Origin of the sequence: Cohnella xylanilytica (genome assembly GCF_014212175.1) — a bacterium.
GTDB lineage: Bacteria > Bacillota > Bacilli > Paenibacillales > Paenibacillaceae > Cohnella > Cohnella xylanilytica.
In genome coordinates this window covers 1-17,492 of record NZ_JACJVR010000010.1, presented here as the reverse complement: position 1 = coordinate 17,492, position 17,492 = coordinate 1, and the positions used below count along the sequence as shown (strand labels likewise).

Sequence of the window (17,492 nt, the reverse complement as noted above, 5' to 3'; positions counted from 1 at the left end):
CCCGCAACCGTTAACAAGTCAGCCGGAGGCTGATAGGGCCGGTTGTCGGCTAAGTCAAGGCTGATCAGACGATTGTCGGAATCGTCACCAGATGCCCCGCCGCAAATATTTGCGGCTCAGATAGTTGCCGGAGAGGATCAGCGCGAAGCCGATGACCGATTCGAACAAGCCGACGGCCGTCGTGAAGCTGTACTCCTGCTTGCCGAGGCCCATCCGGTACACGTACGTGCCGATGATATCGGACGACTTGTAGACGGTAGAGTTGTACATCGCCAGAATCTGTTCGGTGTCGCCCGTGAACATGCTGCCTAGCCGCAGGATGAGCATCAGCACGATAACGGGCGAGATGCCCGGCAGCGTAACGTGCCAAATCCGCTTCCACCTCCCGGCTCCGTCCATCCGCGCCGCTTCGTACAAGCCGGGGTCGATGGTGGAGAAGGCCGCGAGATAGACGATGGTGCTCCAGCCCGTCTCCTTCCAGCCGGCCGTCGTGACGAGCACGCCGCGGAAGTAGGCGTTGCTTAAGAAGAAGGGAATCGGCTCGATGCCGAATGAGCCGAGCAGCTTGTTGACCAGCCCGCCGTTAATCGACAGAAGGTCGATGAACAAGCCGCTGATAATGATCCAGGAAAGAAAATGAGGAAGGTAGATGACGGTTTGCACCGCCTTGCGGAAGGCCAGCTGCCGTAATTCATTCAGCAAAATGGCGGCGATAATAGGCAGCGGAAAGAGGAATACGAGCTTGAGCAGGCTAATCTCGACCGTATTGCGAAGCACGAGCAGGAAGTCGTCGGATTCGAACAGCTTGCGGAAATTGTCCATCCCGACCCAGGGGCTGCCCCCCATCCCGTCGAAAATGCTGTAGTCCTTGAACGCGATCAGGACGCCGTACATCGGAGTGTACTTGAACAGCAGCAGCACGGCGATGCCCGGCAGGAGGAGCAAGTAGAGCTCCCGGTCGGCGCGAATGTTCTTGCAGACCGACCGTCTGCTCGGCTGCGGCGCGGTTGCGGAGTGCGGATTTCGGTTCGTCATGCGTCTCCCCCTCGGACTGGTCTTGATCGATTCCTTGGTTATAAGTGTAGAGGGGGAAACGCCGAGCTTGTAGAGGAGGCTCATGACCCTTTTTGGTAATTTGTTGTTGGATCGGGAGGAGGCGGAGCCGTCCGTTATGGCTCGTTACGGCTTCATTCCGCCCGGCGTCACGCCCCAGTACTTGCGGAAGACCTTCGTGAAATAGCTGACGTCGCGGTAGCCGACCATACGCGCGGCGTCATACACTTTGGCCCCATCGGACAACGCCGCCTTGGCCTTCTCCATCTTCAGCTCCAGCACGTACGCCGAGAACGTCTGCCCCATCTCCTGCTTGAACAGGCGGCTCAAGTACGACGGATTCACGAACAACCGTTCAGCGGCCGTATGCAGCGTCACCTCCTGATCGATCTCCTCCTGCGCGATGCGAAGCAGCGTCTCGACGAACTGGTGGCGGCTCGACTTGCGGCGCCGGGCCTGGTAGGCGGCGATCTCGGCCGTGCTGCTCTCCAGCCAGGCGCGGATCTTATCGCGGGTCGTCAGCTGGCTCGGATTCAGGAACGAGGCGTAATGGTCTCCCAGCACCTCCTTGATCGCAAGTCCTTGCTTCTGCACGAAACGCACGAGCTGGCTGGCGATATAGAGAACGCCTTCCATGATCTCGTCAGCCGTATCGGCTTCTTCCAAGCCGCCAAGCCACATCTCCTCCAGCGCCCGGCCCGCCGCCTCGGCATCGCCGAGCTCCAGCGCGATCTCGAGCGCCTTCTCCTGATCGCCGCTGAGCGGAGGCAGGGCGGTTGCAATCGCGCCGCAGGTATCGGGCTCGCGATAGGGAATCGCGATTCCCGGACCGTACACGATGCGGTCCTGCAGCGCGAGACAGGCTTCGGCATACAGCCGGTTCAGCTCGCCAAGAGGCTCCGCGGAGCCTCCGATCCCCGCGCTGCAGACGAGGCCCAGCCCTTCCCGGGCCCGGTTCAGCAGCTTATCGACAAGCGCCTGAAGGCCCAATAGCCCTTGCTGCGCATCCGTGTCCGGAGCAACGGTAAAAATAATCGCCAAATAACCTTGTCCGTCCAGGAACGGCCAGCAATCCGCATCCGACAGCAGCGCCTGGGCGAGCAGATAGACGGAGAACCGCGCGCGAGCGGGATCGACCGGACGCGCTCTGTCTCCGCCGCCCAGGGCTTCGCCATCCGCCTTGGCCCCGTCCGCCTTTGCATCGTCCGCCTTTGCATCGTCCGTCCCTACACCGTCCGTCCTCGCACCGTCCGTCCTCGTACCCCCCGCCCCCGTTCCGAGCGTCTCCCCCGCCGGCTCCGCGTCAACGACGGCAACCGCGTATCGCGCGCCCTCCGGAAGCGTCAGGCCGTACTCGGCGCCTTGGCGCTGCGCCTCGCCCGGCCGGAACGAGCCTCGCAGCAGCCGCTCGAAGAAGGCCGCCCGCAGCTGCGGCAGGTGATCGATCCACTTCTGCCTCAGCAGCTCCTCGTTGTAGCGGCGGTCCAGCTCCTGGCGAAGCTCCCTCGCCGCGCCCGCGACCGCCTCGAGAATGTCCCGTTCTCCCGCGGGCTTGAGCAAATACTGGGTAACTCCCGACTCCATCGCCTGCTGCGCGTACGCGAAGTTGTCGTGCCCGCTTAAAATGATCGTTTTCAGGAAGGCGTCCCTCTCCCTCAGAAGGCGGACTAGCGTCAAGCCGTCCATCTCCGGCATCTGCACGTCGAGCAGAAGAATGTCCGGCTTCTTCCGCTCGAACAGCTGCAGCGCCTCCTTGCCGTTCGACGCCAGCGCCACAACCTCGATGCCGTGTTCCTCCCACGGAATGGCTCCCGCCAGCGACAGCCGCAGCCGGGCTTCGTCCTCCACAATCATCAAATTCATCTAAGACGCCTCCTCTCTTCCCTTCGAGCCGGCCGCTTCGCGGGAAGCTTGCGCGTACACGTCGTATCGGCAGCGCTCCAGCGGCAGACGCACGATCGTCCTCGTCCCTTCTCCTTCCCGGCTCTCGATGGCCAGGTCGGCTTCTTCTCCGTAACAGAGGCGAATCCGGGTCATCACGTTGCGCAAACCGAACAGGTCGTTCTTCTCCGGATGGAGCGACAGCAGACGGATCGGACGCCGGCGCAATTCCCCCAGCTCGCTCCGGATGTATTCGATCCGCTCCTCCGTCATCCCCTTGCCGTTGTCGGCGACCGACAGCTCCAGGAACGCGCCGTCAAGCCGCCCGACGACCAGGAGCCGGCCTCCCTCGCTGCGGCCCTCCATGCCGTGCAGAATCGCGTTCTCCACGATCGGCTGCAGCAGCAGCTTCAGCATCGGCACTTCCTCCGCCTCCGGATCGATCCGATATTCCACCTCGAAGCTGCCCAAGAACTTGAGCTGCTGAATGCGCACGTAATAGTTCAGATGCTCGATGCTCATCTTCACCGTGAAGACGTCGTTGCCTTTGTTCAGGCTCAGCCGGAAGAACTTGGACAGGTTAAGCACCATCTCCCCGATCTCCTCCGCCTCGTAGTTTTGCGACGTCCAGTAAATCGAGTCCAGCGTGTTGTACAGAAAATGCGGATTGATCTGCGATTGCAGAAACTTCAGTTCGGTCTGCGCCAGATGCAGCTGCTGCTCATAATGATTCTCGATCAGATTCTTCTGGTTAAGCGTCATTCGGTTAAACGTCTCGGTCAAGAAGCCGAGCTCGTCCGCGCGCTTGTAATCGATCCTCACGTCAAGCATGCCTGCGCTGATCTGCTTCATCCCCTGCATCAGCTTCTTGACCGGGGAGGCGATTCCCTTGTACACCGTCCAGGAGATGATAAAAGCCAGCACGACGCTAAGGCCGGCGATCATATACAGGTACCATTGGATCGATTCGGTTCGCCGGAATACCTCGCGCTTCGGTTGCGAGAGCGTCATCTGCCAGTTCGAATAGTTGGAACGAATCGTGACGGACAGCAGCCCCGGACCGCCCCGCGCGGCGGCTTCCGCCGTCTCGGCGCTGCCTTCGCCGACGATCAGGCTCCCATCCTGGCCGTACAGCGACACGTAGGCGTTCGCCGAGGGCAGCAGCGACTTGACCGCGGCCCGCAGCTCCGACGGGTCCAGCGAGATGATCAGCGCATTCGGCTGCCTGCGATGGTTGTACAGGTCCATCGAGCGAACGAGCGACAGGCCGTCGTTAAAGACCGATTGAACTCCCGCGGCGGCCCCTCCCGTACCGGCTCGCCCGGATTCGTACAGAATGCCCGAGCCGATGCGGTTCACCGTATCCGTCAGCCACTGCCGCTCCTCCGTCTCCGGCTGCCGCGCGCCGTACCCTGTCGTCAGCAGCGTATTGGAAGCTTCGTGATAAATCGAAATTTTCTGAACAAATTGATTGCTTAATTTGATATTGGACAGCTGTTTAAGAATCTGGGCAAAATCCGCGATCGACCTGGGCGTCAAGCTGTCGACGCTGCCCTCGAGCAAGGTGATAATAGTCGGATCGGTCGCGATAATGGTGGATAGCTGCTCCACGTTAAGAAGCGTCATATCGAGGCTGTCCATCGTGGAAGAGAGCGCCAACTGCGAACGTTCGACCGCCTGGTCGTACAGGACGTGCTTGGACTGCTCGACCGCATACATGCCGACGGCCGTCAACGGGAGCAGCAGGACAAGAAAATAACACGTAAGACGGAATTGGATGTTCTGCGAGAACATTCGGCGCACGCCGCTCGGACCGAACCTCATGTCAGTTCCCACTCCCCTCCCCGCTATCGTCGGCCGAAGACGGATGGAACGGTTGGAACCCATCCGCCGACTGAATCGTCGGTTGGCGGCCTTGCTTGGACGTGCTATGTAAATCATTGACTTCCTACCAAGATTAAATCACAAATCTCCCATAAGGAGAACTCTCTCGTCCCATCGATTCGATAATGAAAAATGCGGCATCAAAAAAAGAGGCATGCTCGGCGCGTATTCGCGCACAGAACATACCTCACTTGTATAATCGTCTATCGTGATCAAAGGAATGCCGGCGAGGCTGCCCATGAGACGATACGCTTACTCCAGCTCGCGGGCGCGGGGCTCCTGAACGTCGAGCGCTTCCCACCCGTCCTGGTTGAGCAGGTCGAGCTGCGTCTCGACCAAGGCGCGGAACCGGGCGCGGTAGATGGCGGCCTGCTTCTTCAGCTCTTCCACTTCCATGGCGACCTTGCGCGACTTCACGAGCGACTCGTTGATAATGCGGTCGGCGTTCTTCTCCGCTTCCTTGACGATCAGCTGGGCTTCCTTCTTCGCGTTGCCCTTCAGCTCGTCCGCCGCTTCCTGCGCGACGATGATCGTCTTGCTGAGCGTCTCCTCGATGTTGGCGAAATGGCCGAGCTTCTCCTGAAGCGCCTGCAGTTGGCTCTGCAGGTCCTTATTCTCGCGGATCATCGCTTCGTAGTCTTTAATAATCTGATCGAGAAATTCGTTCACCTCGTCTTCGTCGTACCCGCGAAGACGTCTGCCGAATTCCTTGTTGTGAATGTCCAATGGAGTAAGTGGCATTAACGTACCTCCTGATCCCAGTCCGTGTATGTTCACTCACTCATTTCGACGAGAGATGTCAAATTCCTCCCGGCGGCTATACAAATTTTCCGATTCTCGCGCGGATTCTGCCGCTTTTGGACACGCCTTCGACGGCGAGCACCTTGAAGCGGCCGAACCCCTTCAGCGAGACGACGTCTCCTTCCGAGAGAGGGACGGACGGATCCTCGACCGTCTTCCAGTTCACGCGGCAGCGGCCGGCGCGGATCGGGTCGACGATCTTCGCGCGGCTCAGCCGGAACGCGTCGCTGGCGACGCCGTCGAGCCTCATCGAAGCGACGGAGAGAACCGTCTCCTCGAGCTCGGGCTTCACCTCGATCAGCTGTTCGAGCGGAAGCACGGACGCGGACACTTCGGCGCGGTGCACCTGCCTTAAGTGCGTGCGCAGGAAGTCGCCGATCTCCTCGGCGATGAGCGCGTGGCAGCCGTCCTCGCGGACGTGCAGATCGCCGATCTTCTCGCGCTTGATGCCGAGGCCGAGCAGCGCCCCGAGGTAGTCCCCGTGGTCGAGATCGGCGATGCGGCGGTCGTCCGAGGAGACCGCCAGCACGGAGATGCCGATCGGCTCGTCCTCGAGCGGGCGGTAGTCCGGCGCGACGATGGCGCGCCGGCGCTCCGCGTCCGGGCTCCCCCCGTCCAGCCGGATGGCGGCGTCGGGGTGGCGGTTCGCGAGCGTAAACAAAATATGCGCCTGGCGGGGGTCGAGGAAGTCGGTACGCCGAACCTCATGAAGTTCGGCGGCCCTCTCGACCCACTCCCAGGCGCGGTCGACGAACGCTCGCTCGTCGGGATGGAAGTGCGCGTAAAGCTCGTTATGCGGCATGTTCGTTCTGTCCTTTCGGGCGATTCCTTCGCATGTCCGATTCCGCTAGCGGATGAACATATCCAGAACCGCGATTAGCCCCATGGCGATAAATCGCAAGGCGAACAGCGCGATGATCGGCGAGATGTCGAGCACGCCTCCGATCGGCGGGATGAACCGGCGGAAAATCTGCAAATACGGCTCCGTAACCTTGCCCAGCAGCTCGCCGACGAAGCTCTCTCTGACGGCGGGCACCCAAGACATGAGCACGTAAATGAGAATCATGTAAAAGTAAATGTTGTACAGCAGCCAAATATAGCTTGCCAATTCATCCAATCCGGGGTCACCTCATTTTCGAATAGTCGGCTTCCTCCGCCATCATCTCCGAGATCGTACCCGTAATCTCCACGGAATCCGGCGTGCAGAGGAAAATATTCGGGCCGACTTTGGAGATATGTCCTCCGAGCGCGTACACCGTGCCGCTGAGGAAGTCGACGATCCGGCACGCCTGCTCCCGTCTAACCCGCTGCAGGTTCACGACGACGGAACGGCGGGACTTCAGATGGTCGGCGATCTCCTGGGCCTCGTCGTACGTACGCGGTTCCGCCAGGACGACACGCACATTCTTCTGCGAATGAATGCTAACGATATTGTTCTTACTGGATTGTTTACGGGCTTCGAACGGAGAAGTTTCAACTTCCGGTTCGTCTTCGACGCCCATGCGTTCCCGATCCCGGTCGGCCGGGGCATCCGCTTCCTCATCCTGCAACCCGAGATAGTTCAAAAATTTGTTCACGACGCTCATCAAGATCCCTCCTCAATTAGGCCGACCGGGCGCGGCCGCCTGGCGGCCCCCGAATCCGGCTTCCTTCGCGTCAGTCACGCTTCCTCTTCTATACCCACGAGGACCGTGCCGAGCCTGACCCATGTGGCCCCTTCTTCGATCGCCACCTCGAAGTCGCCCGACATGCCCATCGACAGCTCGGCGATCGGGGCCGCGAAGGCTTCCTTCGCGTTCAGCTCGTCTCTCAGCTCGCGAAGCCGCCGGAACACCGGGCGCGTCTCCTCCGCTTCGCTCTCGAGCGGAGCCATCGTCATGAGGCCGATCGGCTTCACGCGGCTCAGCCCCCGGATCGCGGCGGCGAAGCCTTCCAGCTCCTCCGGGCTTAGGCCGTGCTTGGACTCTTCCCCGCTTACGTTCACTTGCACGAAGCACGGAACGTCGATGCCGAGCGCCGACGCCCGCTTCTGGATCTCCTCCGCGAGCGAGAGCCGGTCCAGCGAATGTATGTAGTCGAACTTGCCGACGACATCCTTGACTTTCCTCGTCTGTAGCGAGCCGATGTAGTGGAACGCGGCTTGTCCCTGGAGCAGCCGCCACTTCTCTTCGGAATCCGGCCAGCGGTTCTCGCCGAGATGCCGGATCCCGTGCGCGACGGCGTTCGCCGCCGTCTGGGCGGAGACGTACTTGGTGACGGCGACGACGTTCACTTCCCGGCGGCTTCTCCCGCTTCTGCGGCAAGCTTCCTCGATTCTGCGTTCCACGTCCCGGATCCGGTCTTGCAACGCCACGGAAGCGTTCACCCCTTCTTCCCGAGCCAGCTCATCATCCGTCCGGTCGCCCCGTTCTCCATCCGATGGGAGAAAAAAAGATCGGTGCGGCAACCGGTGCACCACGTTGTCAATTCGATGCGGCTCGGCAAAATTCCTGCTTTTATCATAAGGTGTCGGTTCATTTCTTTCAAGTCGAGCCGCGCGCGCCCGTTCCCTGTCGGCGTATGGAAGGCGCCTTCGCCTCCCGCGGCGCCCGCTCCGACCGCTTCCGCGAGCGGCCGCACGTGCTTCAGGACGGCCTCGTCCACCTCGTAGCAGCAGGCGCCGATCGACGGTCCGATCGCGCCGAGCAGCGCCTCCGGACGCGAGCCGAACCGCTCGCCCATCGCCCGCACGGTCTCGGCCGCGACGTCAAGCACCGTGCCCTTCCAGCCCGCGTGGGCCAGACCGACGGCTCCCGATTCGGGATCGTAGAAATAAAGCGGAACGCAGTCCGCGAAATACATGACGAGCAGCACGCCGGGCTCGTTCGCGACGAGAGCGTCGGCCTCTTGGATCGCGGACGCCCTATCCAGGCTGCCGCTCCCCTTGTCGGCGGCCGCGACGACGTGCACGCGATTGCCGTGCACCTGCTCGGCGCACGTCCACGCCGAGAACTCCCAGCCGAGCGCCTCGGCCACCCTGCGGCGGTTCGCGACGACGTCCTCGGAGTCGTCCCCGACGTGAAGGGCCGTATTGAGCGAGTTCCTCGGGGCCGAGCTGACGCCGCCGATGCGGGTCGTGAAGCCGGCCGTCAATCCTTCCCGCTGCTCCCATCGATCCAGCCGCAGAAGAACCGGGGAAGATCCGTCGTTGTCCTCGTAATCCGTTAGCTTGAAGGGCTCCATCCTCCCACCTCCGCCCCAAGTGTATCACAGGGCCGGCGCCGACGGGAAGAGAAGGGAGCCCGGCCTCACCGGCCGGCTCCCTCGGCTTCTTCCTGGCGGTACGACTTGGCGTCGTCCAGCCGGACGAGCACGACGTCGGCGCCGATCTTGACGATGTTCCGCCACGGGATGACCACGTCGTTGCCTCCTCCGAACATGCCGAAGAACCGGCTGACCGTCGGAACGACGATCGAATCGATCCGGCCTTGCCGCAAGTCGAGCTCCAGGTCGCTCACCTGCCCGAGCTTTTTGCCGTCCACGATATTGATGACGTCCTTCGTCTGGAAATCGGATATTTTCATGCGACGCCTCCCCGCTTTCTCCGCTGGTCTCTTCTCGTACCAGTATATGTTCGGACTGGGCGGAAAGGACATCAATTGTTGCGCTTATCCCTCTCTCCCGGCAGACGGACGGAACCCCGCGCGCAGCATAAAAAAGCGGGCGCCCCGCGCCCGCTTCCGGTTACGTCTTCACGTGTTTTTGCATCTGCTGGATGGCCGACTTCTCGAGCCGGGACACCTGCGCCTGGGAGATGCCGATCTCGTCGGCGACCTCCATCTGCGTCTTGCCCTCGAAGAACCTCATCGACAGAATCATCTTCTCGCGCTCGTTCAGCTTCCTCATCGCTTCCCGAAGCGCGATCTCCTCGATCCACTGAATGTCCTTGTTCCGCTCGTCGCTGATCTGGTCCATCACGTAGATCGGGTCGCCCCCGTCGTGATAGATCGGCTCGAACAGGGAGACGGGATCCTGGATCGCGTCGAGCGCGAAGACGATGTCCTCCTTCGGCACGTTCAGCGCCTCGGAGATCTCGAGAATCGTCGGTTCGCGGGAATGCTGGTTGGTCAATTGGTCGCGGACCTGCAGCGCCTTGTAGGCGATGTCCCTCAGGCTCCGGGAGACGCGGATCGGATTGTTGTCTCTCAGATACCGGCGGATCTCCCCGATGATCATCGGCACGGCGTACGTCGAGAACCGGACGTTCTGGCCGAGGTCGAAGTTGTCGATGGCCTTCATCAATCCGATGCAGCCGACCTGGAACAGGTCGTCCACGAATTCCCCGCGATTGTTGAACCGCTGGATGACGCTCAGGACGAGACGCAGGTTGCCGTTGACCAATTTTTCCCGGGCTTCCAGTTCCCCTCGGGTTTGCAGAGCGGTAAACAATTCCCTCATTTCGGCGTTGGTGAGGACGGGCAGCTTTGAGGTGTCCACTCCACAAATCTCCACTTTGTTGCGGGTCAAGGCGAATTCCTCCCGGGGAGCAGCGTTAATGTAAAGTATCTCCGGGGGAGGGCTTTTTATTCGGTCACACCATTTTGTTGAATTCCTTCCTCAGCCGCTTGATAATCCGTTTTTCCAGCCTGGAAATGTATGATTGCGAAATGCCGAGAAGGTCGGCGACGTCCTTCTGGGTCTTCTCCTCCCCGTCGGCAAGGCCGAAGCGAAGCTCCATGATCGTGCGCTCGCGGTCGGTCAGCTTGTCGAGCGCCTTGTGCAGCAGCTTGCGGTCGACCTGCTCCTCGATGTTGCGGTAGATCGTGTCGTTCTCGGTGCCGAGCACGTCCGACAGCAGGAGCTCGTTGCCGTCCCAGTCGATGTTGAGCGGCTCGTCGAAGCTCACTTCCGTGCGGGTCTTGCTGTTGCGGCGCAAATACATGAGAATCTCGTTCTCGATGCAGCGGGACGCGTACGTGGCCAGCTTGATCTTCTTCTCCGGGTCGAACGTGTTGACCGCCTTGATGAGCCCGATCGCCCCGATGGACACGAGATCCTCGATATGGATGCCGGTATTCTCGAACTTGCGGGCGATATAGACGACGAGACGGAGATTGCGCTCGATCAGCATCGCGCGGATCGCGGCGTCCCCCGTCGGCAACCGTTCCAGCAGGTATTCCTCTTCCTCGCGGGTGAGCGGAGGCGGGAGCGCTTCGCTGCCTCCGATGTAGTACACTTCCTCGCTCTTCCATCCTAGCTTGAACAACAGGCGATAGAGCGTCAGTTGGGACATCAGCCTTAACTTAACGAGCACTTCTTCAACCTCCTGTCACGCAGGCTGGGATGGGATCGCGTCCGCGGAGTCGGACATGCCCAGGTCGGGATGCACGATGGCGCGGTACGATCCGTCCGGAGACAAGGAGCCTCCGTCCAATCCGATCAGAACCCGGTTGTAGGCGCGGGCTTCGGAACCGCCGCGTCCGATATGGACCGAGTCGGGCTTGACGGCGAGCAGCAGCTTGGTATTGCCGTTCACTCCGCGGTAGGGAACGAGCCGGAGTCGGTCTCCCCAGGCGTACCCGTCGTCCCCGTTCCCGCCGAGCTCGGCGATCAGCTTGTCGGCCGGTTCGCCGCGGAGCCGGTCGGCCCATCCGGCGGGAAGGCGATCCTTCCACACGGAGGCTTCCAGAATCAGGACCGGAACCCGCGTGAGCGGATCGTACAGGCGGTTGCCCGTATCGACCAGGCCGCGGCAGGTCCAGCTCTCGCCTTGGACCGTGACCGTCACGTCGACGACGAGCGCGTCCAGCCGACTCGTCCGCTCCGCGCTCGACGAGGCGCTGCGGAACAGCCAGACCGACAAGGCGAACGACGCCGCGAACAGGCCGAGCTGCAGGCGCCAGTCGAGCAGCAGGCCCCCGTCCGGGGTGAACGTCATGCCGCCCCACGGATCGCCCGATTGTCTCAGCAGGAAGGCGATGCCGAGAACGCCGCCGAGCGTCGCGAAGTTCACGAGATAGAACGTGGCGAACAACCGCAGGAAGCGAACCGGTCCTCCGTATCCGAACGCGCACAGCACCATCGCGGCGGAGACGAGAACCTTCGCTCCGAAGCTGTAGAGATAAGGGACGCTGGCCATGAACATCGCGGCCGCGTAAACGGCGCCCAGCCCCGCGGAGAGGGCGATGCGGCGCCGTCTGGGTCGAAGCCTGCGCGCCTTGGCGGTCGTGAGCAGCACCGTACCGTCGACGGCCAGGTTCGTTAGGAATACCAAATCCACGTACACGGTCATCCGGATTCGCCATCCTTCTTCGCCCGGAACGCCTCTTAAGGGATCAAGGCCGGGATGGATGAACCCAGTATAATCCGAATCCTCTTCGGTGTCTGTCTAAATCCGCCGCCTATCCCCCTGTTTTTTTGTCGGCTTATTGCAGGACGACGGTGTCGCCTTCCCGAATTCCCCCGATCACTTCCGTCTTCTCCGGCGTCTCCAGGCCGATCTTGATCGGCTGCTTCTCGACCGCTCCGTTCCGTTCGACATAGACGTAATATCCGTCGTCGTCGCGCATGACCGCGAGCGTCGGAACGACGACGACGTCCTTCTTGCTCTCCGTCTCGATCGTGCCGACCAGGCTCAGGCCCGCGATCATCTCCGGCCGCTCCTCGAGCGAGACGACGACCTCGAACTGCGCCGGATCGGTGCCGGACTTGGCGAATTTGGACACCTGCTCGACCTTGCCCTTCAGCGTCGTCTCCTTAAGCGCGTCCGCCTTCACTTTGACTTCCATGCCCGGCTTGATGCGGAACACGTCGTATTCTCCGACCGCCGAGATCAGCTGCAGCTTGGAGATGTCGACGATCTTCCCGATCGGCTCTTCGGTATCGACGCGCTGCGGCTCCTTCGTCCCCTCGAACAGGAAGATCCCGCTCCGCGGCGCCTTGAACGACGCTTCCGCGAGCTTCTTCTCGCTCGCCTGGATCTCCTTCCGGTCGAGCTCCATCTGCACGTCGGCCAGCTCCCGCTCGGCCTGCTTCTTCTCTCGGCCGGCGTACCGGTCGAAGGCGCCGCTCTCGTCGCCGAGCTGCTCGTCCGGCTTCGCATCCGCGAGGCGAGCCTCGATGTCGCTCAGCTTCCGGTCGATCTGCTGCTTGCGCAGGCCGGCTTCCTTCAGCGCGATGGCGCTGCGGATCTCGGAATCGTCCAGCTCGAACAGGACGTCTCCCTGACGCACCTGCGCGCCGTCCTTCACGTTCCAGCTCTTCACCTCGGACGCGAACGGAGCGTATACCCACTTCTCGTTCGCGTACGACGATTTGCCCTTCACCTCGATCTTGTTCGAGATGTCCTCCTTCGTCGCCTGAAGCCGGATCACGTTCGGCTGGGCCGATCCGGAAGCCTGCTCCCCGCGCGAGCCCGCCGTTCGGGTCTGCATGTACAGGAACGCCGTTATTAGAGCGGCGACGACAATCGCGGCCGCGAATAGCCATTTTCGTTTGCTTCTCATCGAATATCCCCGTCCCTAATCTCGTTTGATCGCGGTTAACGCGTCGGTTCTCGAAGCCTTCACCGCCGGATAGATGCCCGACGCCACGCCCGTCAGAAGCGCGAAGAGCAGCCCGACGGGCAGTATCCACAAGCTGATGAACAGAATCTCGTCGCTCTCCGCGAATCGCTGCAGCACGATATTGATCGCCCAGATGACCCAATAGGAGAACAGAATGCCCGCCAGTCCTCCGACGACGCCGAGCAGCGCCGATTCCACGATGAACATGTTGCGGATCTGCTTCAGATTGGCCCCCAGCACCTTCATGATTCCGATCTGCCGGCGGCGCTGGTAGGTCGACATCGTCATCGCCACCACGATCGAGATCGAAGCGACGAACAGAATGAACGCCCCCGCCCCTCCGAAGATGAACCGGATGATCCGGAACTGGTCGTTCGTCTCTTTCTCGTAGTGAATATTGGATTGCGTCTGCAGGTTCAGCTTCCGGATAAGCGATTCGACTCCGGCGACGTTGGAGGGCTGGTCGACCTTGATGACGAGCTCCGGCTCCTGCGCCGTGCGCCCGTCTCTCCCGGCTTTGGCGCCTTCCATGATCCGCTCCGCCAAGCCTTCGGAGATGTAGCCGATGCTCTCTCCTTCGTAGCCGACCGTTCCTTCCGGCTTCTTCAGAACGGCGACGACGCGCACCGGGTACTCGTTCGTCTTCTGCACGATCCCATTGGCGTCGGCGATCGTCTGGGTCAGAATAAGCCGCTTTTGATATAACGGATAGGACACTCTAAGCCGGTCGCGGGAATCGCCGACGTCTCCTCCCTGCGCCTGCAGTTGGGCCAGTCTCGTATCGAACAGATCGAAGGTCGCGGCATAGGTAATGACGATGGCGTTGTCCTGCGCCGACGGGGAGCCTTGGCCGAACTCGAATCCGTATTCCGCCAGCTTGTCCAGATCCGCTTGGACGAGCCTTAGCCCTCCCTGCTTCGTGTCGTCGACCTTAAACGACAGGTAATCGATCGTCCGGAACAAGGCCGCGCTGCGGACGTGCGGAAGCTTGCGAATCAGCTCGATCTTCGGGGCGGTGAGCCCTTCCTGAACGGAGCTTCCCTCTACCGAACGGCCGCCTCCGTTCGCCGATACGTGGATTTCGTCCATTTTCAGAAAAGAATTCATTTGCACTTTGGCATAATGCGTAATCGATTCGCCGAACGCCAGCGCGACGATGATGGCCGCGGAGCCGATCGCGATTCCCATGGCGCAGAGCAGCGTCACCACCATGCGCCTCTTCAGCTGATCCCAGCCCAGGCTTATGTAATCTTGCAGCCTCATCCGTCCTCTTCCCCCTCGTATTCCTCTTGGGAGACCAGCCTGCCGTCCCGGAGCCGGATGATGCGATGCGCCCGCAAGGCCACCTCGTGCTCGTGCGTGACGATGACGAACGTAATCCCGAGCTCCCGGTTCAACGTCAGCAGCAGATCGATGATGTCCTTCTCCGTCTTCGTGTCGAGATTGCCGGTAGGCTCGTCCGCGAACACGATGGACGGCTCCGTCACGAGCGATCTCGCGATGCTCACCCGCTGCTGCTGGCCCCCCGACAGCTGGGAGGGGAACATCGACAGCTTCTCGCCGAGCCCGACGAGAGTCAGCAGCCGCTCGGCCTTCTCCTTGCGTTCCTTCGGCTTCATCCCTTGGAAGACGAGAGGCAGCGCCACGTTCTCGAGCACCGAGAGGTGAGGAATAAGCTCGTACGATTGGAAAATAAACCCGATATGGCGGCGTCTGAACTCCGCCAGCCGATTCTCGTTCATGCGCTCGATCGATTCGCCGTCGATTCGGATCGAACCTTCGGTCGGCTTCATCAGCCCCGCCATCAGATTCAGCAGCGTCGACTTGCCGGACCCGGAGCTTCCGAGCAGAGCGACGACCTCCCTCTTCTCGACGCGCAGGTCGATACCGTCCAGGACGGAGGTTCTCTCTCCCCCGTTCAGGAAGCTATGCGACAATTGCTCGATGACCAGCATCGTATCCCTCCCTTTCCAAACTATTTTAACGGAAGATTCCTTAAGAAAGTCTTACAAATTTGTTAGTTTTCCGAAAAAAGTCGACAGAAAAGCCTATGATCGGAATCATAGGCTTCGTTCTGTCTATTCGCTGATTCAGGCTGTCGCTCTGCGAATGAGCAGGTAAGAGAAGAAGGCATACAGGACGGTCGGTATGGCCAGCCAACCGAACACCCCCGCCGCGCTCATCGAGCGAATCCATTCCCATGCTTCTTCCCAGATCTCGTAATACGTGAAAAGGTAGGCGACTACGGTCAGGGCAAGCGCTAGAAAGACGATCAAGAAGAACAAGGCGTTGCGGCCGAATCTCCGATGCCAGCTGGCGAATATCAATCCGAGGAAGTACAGATGGAGCATGAGGCTGAACAGAACCCAGATCCGCTCGATCTCCGTTCCATCGCTGAACCAGGGAATGGAGAAGAAGTGCATTTGAACGCCCCAACCGCTTGTAGACTCCTCCGCAAGTGCAAGAACGTACAAAATAACGGAATAAAGTGCACATAGAAAGACGGCGAGGGAAGTCGTGCCTTTGAAAAAGTCGATCCTGCGCACGCTAAGCCCGATCGAGAACGAGAACCATTGAGTTATCGTCATGATGCCGTTGACGAATATAAAGCCGTAGAGCGAAGAGAGGGCTCCGGTGTACATCTCTTACCTCTCCTCTGGCGAAAAAACGGATCGCGAAATTGATGGCAAACGAGAGGGCCAGGATAAGCCAAGGCATGTAAATCCATAACCATTTATCCCGCAGCTGCATGCGGATGACGCCGACCGCTCGATTCATCGTTTTATTCCCTCCCTTGTCCGGACGGGCGATCCGTCCGCGTCAGATGCACGATCAACTGCTGCAGCGAGACAGGCGCGATCTCCAATCCGCTACGCGCGGCTTCCTCCCGGTCCGTCCCCGTCCCGGAGCCGAGAATGGACGCGGACGTCAAGCCGCCGAACGGTTCCCGGTGAATGACCCTTTTTCCCTTCGCGAACGCTTCCACCTTGTCCGCGGGGCCCGCCACCGAATAAGCTCTGCCGCGTAGCTCGTCGGTCTCCTCGTCCAGGATCAGCTTGCCGCCGTCGATGACGAGAACGTGCTCGAGCAGCTTGCTCACTTCGTCGATCAAGTGGGTAGACAGGATAACCGTGCGGGGATTCTCCCCGTAATCCTCGATCAACCGGTCGTAGAACAGCGAACGCGCGACCGCGTCCAATCCCAAGTACGGCTCGTCGAAAATCGTCAAAGGAGCGCGGCTGGCAAGCCCGACGACGATGCCGACCGAGGAGAGCATTCCTCTCGACAGCTTCTTCACCAAGCGGTTGAGGGGAAGCCGGAAATCCTCCGCGAGCGAGTAGGCGAATTCCCAGTCCCAGTTCGCGAAGATTTCCGAGGCGGCCTGGAACACGTCTTTAACGCGGAACGTGTCCGGATACTTCTGGCTCTCCTTGATGAAGCAGATCCGGCTGAGCACCTTCTCGTTCTCGTACGGCTCCTCTCCGAACACCCGGATCTCTCCGCTCGTGGCGAAGTTCTGCGCCGTCAACAGATGCATGAGCGTCGTCTTCCCCGCCCCGTTCCGGCCGAGAAGCCCGTAGATTTTGCCCGGCTCCAGCCGGAAGTTGACATCGCTAAGCGCCGCCACGCTGCCGAAGGACTTGTTCAAGCGTCTTACTTCCACAATCGCGCTCATCCGATTTTCTCCCCTCTCCGAATCATCGTCTCGAGTTCATCCCGCGTAATCCCGAGCTTCTCCGCTTCTCTTAACATCGCGATCACGTATTGATCGTAGAACTGCTCCTTGCGCTTCTCGACCAGCACCGCCCGAGCCCCTTCCTTCACGAACATTCCGATCCCTCTTTTCTTATATAGAATCCCTTCGTCGACCAGCAGATTGACTCCCTTCGCAGCCGTAGCCGGATTGATCTGATAGAACGCCGCGAACTGGTTGGTGGAGGGCACCTGAGACTCCTCCGGAAGAATCCCTTCGATAATGTCGTTCTCGATCTTCTCGGCGATCTGCACGAATATCGGGCGACTGTCGTCCATTTCCTTTCACCGCCTTCCGCTATTTATTTGTTCGTTCGTATCTTGCCATGTTTGTTGGTTCATTACTCATGTATCTAACTATATAGCCAACGAAGCTTCCCGTCAATAGGCATTCCTCTTTCTTAGCTTTTCTCGGAAGGCCTCGCGGCGTTCGTCATCGCCTTCCCGCTCCTTATAACCGCTCTCCCGCTAGCTCAGATCGTTCCCTTCTTCTCTGTCCTTCGTGCCCTCATCCCCTTCACTCCATCGGGAGTCTCCGAATTTCCTGCTCCTCATACCGCTATCCCCTCCGCTCAG

19 protein-coding genes are annotated in these 17,492 nt (G+C 60.5%); all 19 read right to left on the bottom strand.

Translation table 11 applies throughout. From position 1 onward, the window contains the following. Positions 1-84: 84 nt before the first annotated feature. Positions 85-1,035, bottom strand: coding sequence for an ABC transporter permease (locus H7B90_RS03340; RefSeq protein WP_185134461.1), 951 nt, complete (start codon positions 1,033-1,035; stop codon positions 85-87). Between the two features lie 144 nt (positions 1,036-1,179). After that, positions 1,180-2,916: a response regulator transcription factor gene (locus H7B90_RS03335; protein WP_185134460.1), complete on the bottom strand. Its 1,737-nt coding sequence runs from the start codon at positions 2,914-2,916 to the stop codon at positions 1,180-1,182. Beyond that, on the bottom strand, positions 2,917-4,758 hold the full coding sequence (locus tag H7B90_RS03330) for a sensor histidine kinase (protein ID WP_185134459.1): 1,842 nt from the start codon (positions 4,756-4,758) through the stop codon (positions 2,917-2,919). A 312-nt stretch (positions 4,759-5,070) separates the two neighbouring features. Next, positions 5,071-5,559, bottom strand: a complete 489-nt coding sequence (locus H7B90_RS03325) for a DivIVA domain-containing protein (RefSeq protein WP_185134458.1) — start codon at positions 5,557-5,559, stop codon at positions 5,071-5,073. 76 nt (positions 5,560-5,635) lie between these two features. After that, entirely contained in the window at positions 5,636-6,421 is a 786-nt protein-coding gene (locus H7B90_RS03320; protein WP_185134457.1) for a YlmH family RNA-binding protein, read from the bottom strand. A gap of 45 nt (positions 6,422-6,466) precedes the next feature. Next, positions 6,467-6,736 (bottom strand): YggT family protein, encoded by a 270-nt coding sequence (locus tag H7B90_RS03315; protein ID WP_185134456.1) that lies wholly within the window; start codon positions 6,734-6,736, stop codon positions 6,467-6,469. A 7-nt stretch (positions 6,737-6,743) separates the two neighbouring features. Beyond that, positions 6,744-7,205: a cell division protein SepF gene (locus H7B90_RS03310; RefSeq protein ID WP_185134455.1), complete on the bottom strand. Its 462-nt coding sequence runs from the start codon at positions 7,203-7,205 to the stop codon at positions 6,744-6,746. 74 nt (positions 7,206-7,279) lie between these two features. Beyond that, positions 7,280-7,972: a YggS family pyridoxal phosphate-dependent enzyme gene (locus tag H7B90_RS03305; RefSeq protein ID WP_185134454.1), complete on the bottom strand. Its 693-nt coding sequence runs from the start codon at positions 7,970-7,972 to the stop codon at positions 7,280-7,282. Between the two features lie 8 nt (positions 7,973-7,980). Next, positions 7,981-8,841 (bottom strand): peptidoglycan editing factor PgeF, encoded by an 861-nt coding sequence (pgeF, locus tag H7B90_RS03300; RefSeq protein ID WP_185134453.1) that lies wholly within the window; start codon positions 8,839-8,841, stop codon positions 7,981-7,983. Positions 8,842-8,906: 65 nt separating this feature from the next. Beyond that, the gene (locus H7B90_RS03295; protein ID WP_185134452.1) at positions 8,907-9,182 is read right to left on the bottom strand and encodes a YlmC/YmxH family sporulation protein; all 276 of its coding nucleotides are present in this window, start codon (positions 9,180-9,182) and stop codon (positions 8,907-8,909) included. Between the two features lie 160 nt (positions 9,183-9,342). Further along, on the bottom strand, positions 9,343-10,125 hold the full coding sequence (sigG, locus tag H7B90_RS03290; RefSeq protein WP_185134451.1) for an RNA polymerase sporulation sigma factor SigG: 783 nt from the start codon (positions 10,123-10,125) through the stop codon (positions 9,343-9,345). Positions 10,126-10,189: 64 nt separating this feature from the next. After that, the gene (gene sigE / locus H7B90_RS03285) at positions 10,190-10,891 is read right to left on the bottom strand and encodes an RNA polymerase sporulation sigma factor SigE (RefSeq protein ID WP_221481901.1); all 702 of its coding nucleotides are present in this window, start codon (positions 10,889-10,891) and stop codon (positions 10,190-10,192) included. Between the two features lie 36 nt (positions 10,892-10,927). Next, on the bottom strand, positions 10,928-11,890 hold the full coding sequence (locus tag H7B90_RS03280; RefSeq protein WP_185134449.1) for a sigma-E processing peptidase SpoIIGA: 963 nt from the start codon (positions 11,888-11,890) through the stop codon (positions 10,928-10,930). Positions 11,891-12,023: 133 nt separating this feature from the next. After that, the gene (locus tag H7B90_RS03275) at positions 12,024-13,103 is read right to left on the bottom strand and encodes an efflux RND transporter periplasmic adaptor subunit (RefSeq protein ID WP_185134448.1); all 1,080 of its coding nucleotides are present in this window, start codon (positions 13,101-13,103) and stop codon (positions 12,024-12,026) included. Between the two features lie 15 nt (positions 13,104-13,118). Further along, positions 13,119-14,426, bottom strand: coding sequence for an ABC transporter permease (locus H7B90_RS03270; RefSeq protein ID WP_185134447.1), 1,308 nt, complete (start codon positions 14,424-14,426; stop codon positions 13,119-13,121). Next, positions 14,423-15,118 (bottom strand): ABC transporter ATP-binding protein, encoded by a 696-nt coding sequence (locus tag H7B90_RS03265; RefSeq protein ID WP_185134446.1) that lies wholly within the window; start codon positions 15,116-15,118, stop codon positions 14,423-14,425. Before H7B90_RS03265 ends, H7B90_RS03270 begins: the two co-directional genes overlap by 4 nt. Before the next feature lie 135 nt (positions 15,119-15,253). Further along, positions 15,254-15,805 (bottom strand): hypothetical protein, encoded by a 552-nt coding sequence (locus tag H7B90_RS03260; RefSeq protein WP_185134445.1) that lies wholly within the window; start codon positions 15,803-15,805, stop codon positions 15,254-15,256. A 140-nt stretch (positions 15,806-15,945) separates the two neighbouring features. Next, positions 15,946-16,839: an ABC transporter ATP-binding protein gene (locus H7B90_RS03255; protein WP_185134444.1), complete on the bottom strand. Its 894-nt coding sequence runs from the start codon at positions 16,837-16,839 to the stop codon at positions 15,946-15,948. Beyond that, positions 16,836-17,195, bottom strand: coding sequence for a GntR family transcriptional regulator (locus tag H7B90_RS03250; protein WP_185134443.1), 360 nt, complete (start codon positions 17,193-17,195; stop codon positions 16,836-16,838). Before H7B90_RS03250 ends, H7B90_RS03255 begins: the two co-directional genes overlap by 4 nt. Positions 17,196-17,492: the final 297 nt, after the last annotated feature.

What these genes read in the sequence shown, in the direction of transcription:
- H7B90_RS03340 (WP_185134461.1), bottom strand. Translation starts at nt 1,035, where the DNA reads ATGACGAACCGAAATCCGCACTCCGCAACCGCGCCGCAGCCGAGCAGA.
- H7B90_RS03335 (WP_185134460.1), bottom strand. Translation starts at nt 2,916, where the DNA reads ATGAATTTGATGATTGTGGAGGACGAAGCCCGGCTGCGGCTGTCGCTG.
- H7B90_RS03330 (WP_185134459.1), bottom strand. Translation starts at nt 4,758, where the DNA reads ATGAGGTTCGGTCCGAGCGGCGTGCGCCGAATGTTCTCGCAGAACATC.
- H7B90_RS03325 (WP_185134458.1), bottom strand. Translation starts at nt 5,559, where the DNA reads ATGCCACTTACTCCATTGGACATTCACAACAAGGAATTCGGCAGACGT.
- H7B90_RS03320 (WP_185134457.1), bottom strand. Translation starts at nt 6,421, where the DNA reads ATGCCGCATAACGAGCTTTACGCGCACTTCCATCCCGACGAGCGAGCG.
- H7B90_RS03310 (WP_185134455.1), bottom strand. Translation starts at nt 7,205, where the DNA reads ATGAGCGTCGTGAACAAATTTTTGAACTATCTCGGGTTGCAGGATGAG.
- pgeF (WP_185134453.1), bottom strand. Translation starts at nt 8,841, where the DNA reads ATGGAGCCCTTCAAGCTAACGGATTACGAGGACAACGACGGATCTTCC.
- H7B90_RS03295 (WP_185134452.1), bottom strand. Translation starts at nt 9,182, where the DNA reads ATGAAAATATCCGATTTCCAGACGAAGGACGTCATCAATATCGTGGAC.
- sigE (WP_221481901.1), bottom strand. Translation starts at nt 10,891, where the DNA reads ATGTCCCAACTGACGCTCTATCGCCTGTTGTTCAAGCTAGGATGGAAG.
- H7B90_RS03280 (WP_185134449.1), bottom strand. Translation starts at nt 11,890, where the DNA reads ATGACCGTGTACGTGGATTTGGTATTCCTAACGAACCTGGCCGTCGAC.
- H7B90_RS03275 (WP_185134448.1), bottom strand. Translation starts at nt 13,103, where the DNA reads ATGAGAAGCAAACGAAAATGGCTATTCGCGGCCGCGATTGTCGTCGCC.
- H7B90_RS03270 (WP_185134447.1), bottom strand. Translation starts at nt 14,426, where the DNA reads ATGAGGCTGCAAGATTACATAAGCCTGGGCTGGGATCAGCTGAAGAGG.
- H7B90_RS03265 (WP_185134446.1), bottom strand. Translation starts at nt 15,118, where the DNA reads ATGCTGGTCATCGAGCAATTGTCGCATAGCTTCCTGAACGGGGGAGAG.
- H7B90_RS03260 (WP_185134445.1), bottom strand. Translation starts at nt 15,805, where the DNA reads ATGTACACCGGAGCCCTCTCTTCGCTCTACGGCTTTATATTCGTCAAC.
- H7B90_RS03255 (WP_185134444.1), bottom strand. Translation starts at nt 16,839, where the DNA reads ATGAGCGCGATTGTGGAAGTAAGACGCTTGAACAAGTCCTTCGGCAGC.
- H7B90_RS03250 (WP_185134443.1), bottom strand. Translation starts at nt 17,195, where the DNA reads ATGGACGACAGTCGCCCGATATTCGTGCAGATCGCCGAGAAGATCGAG.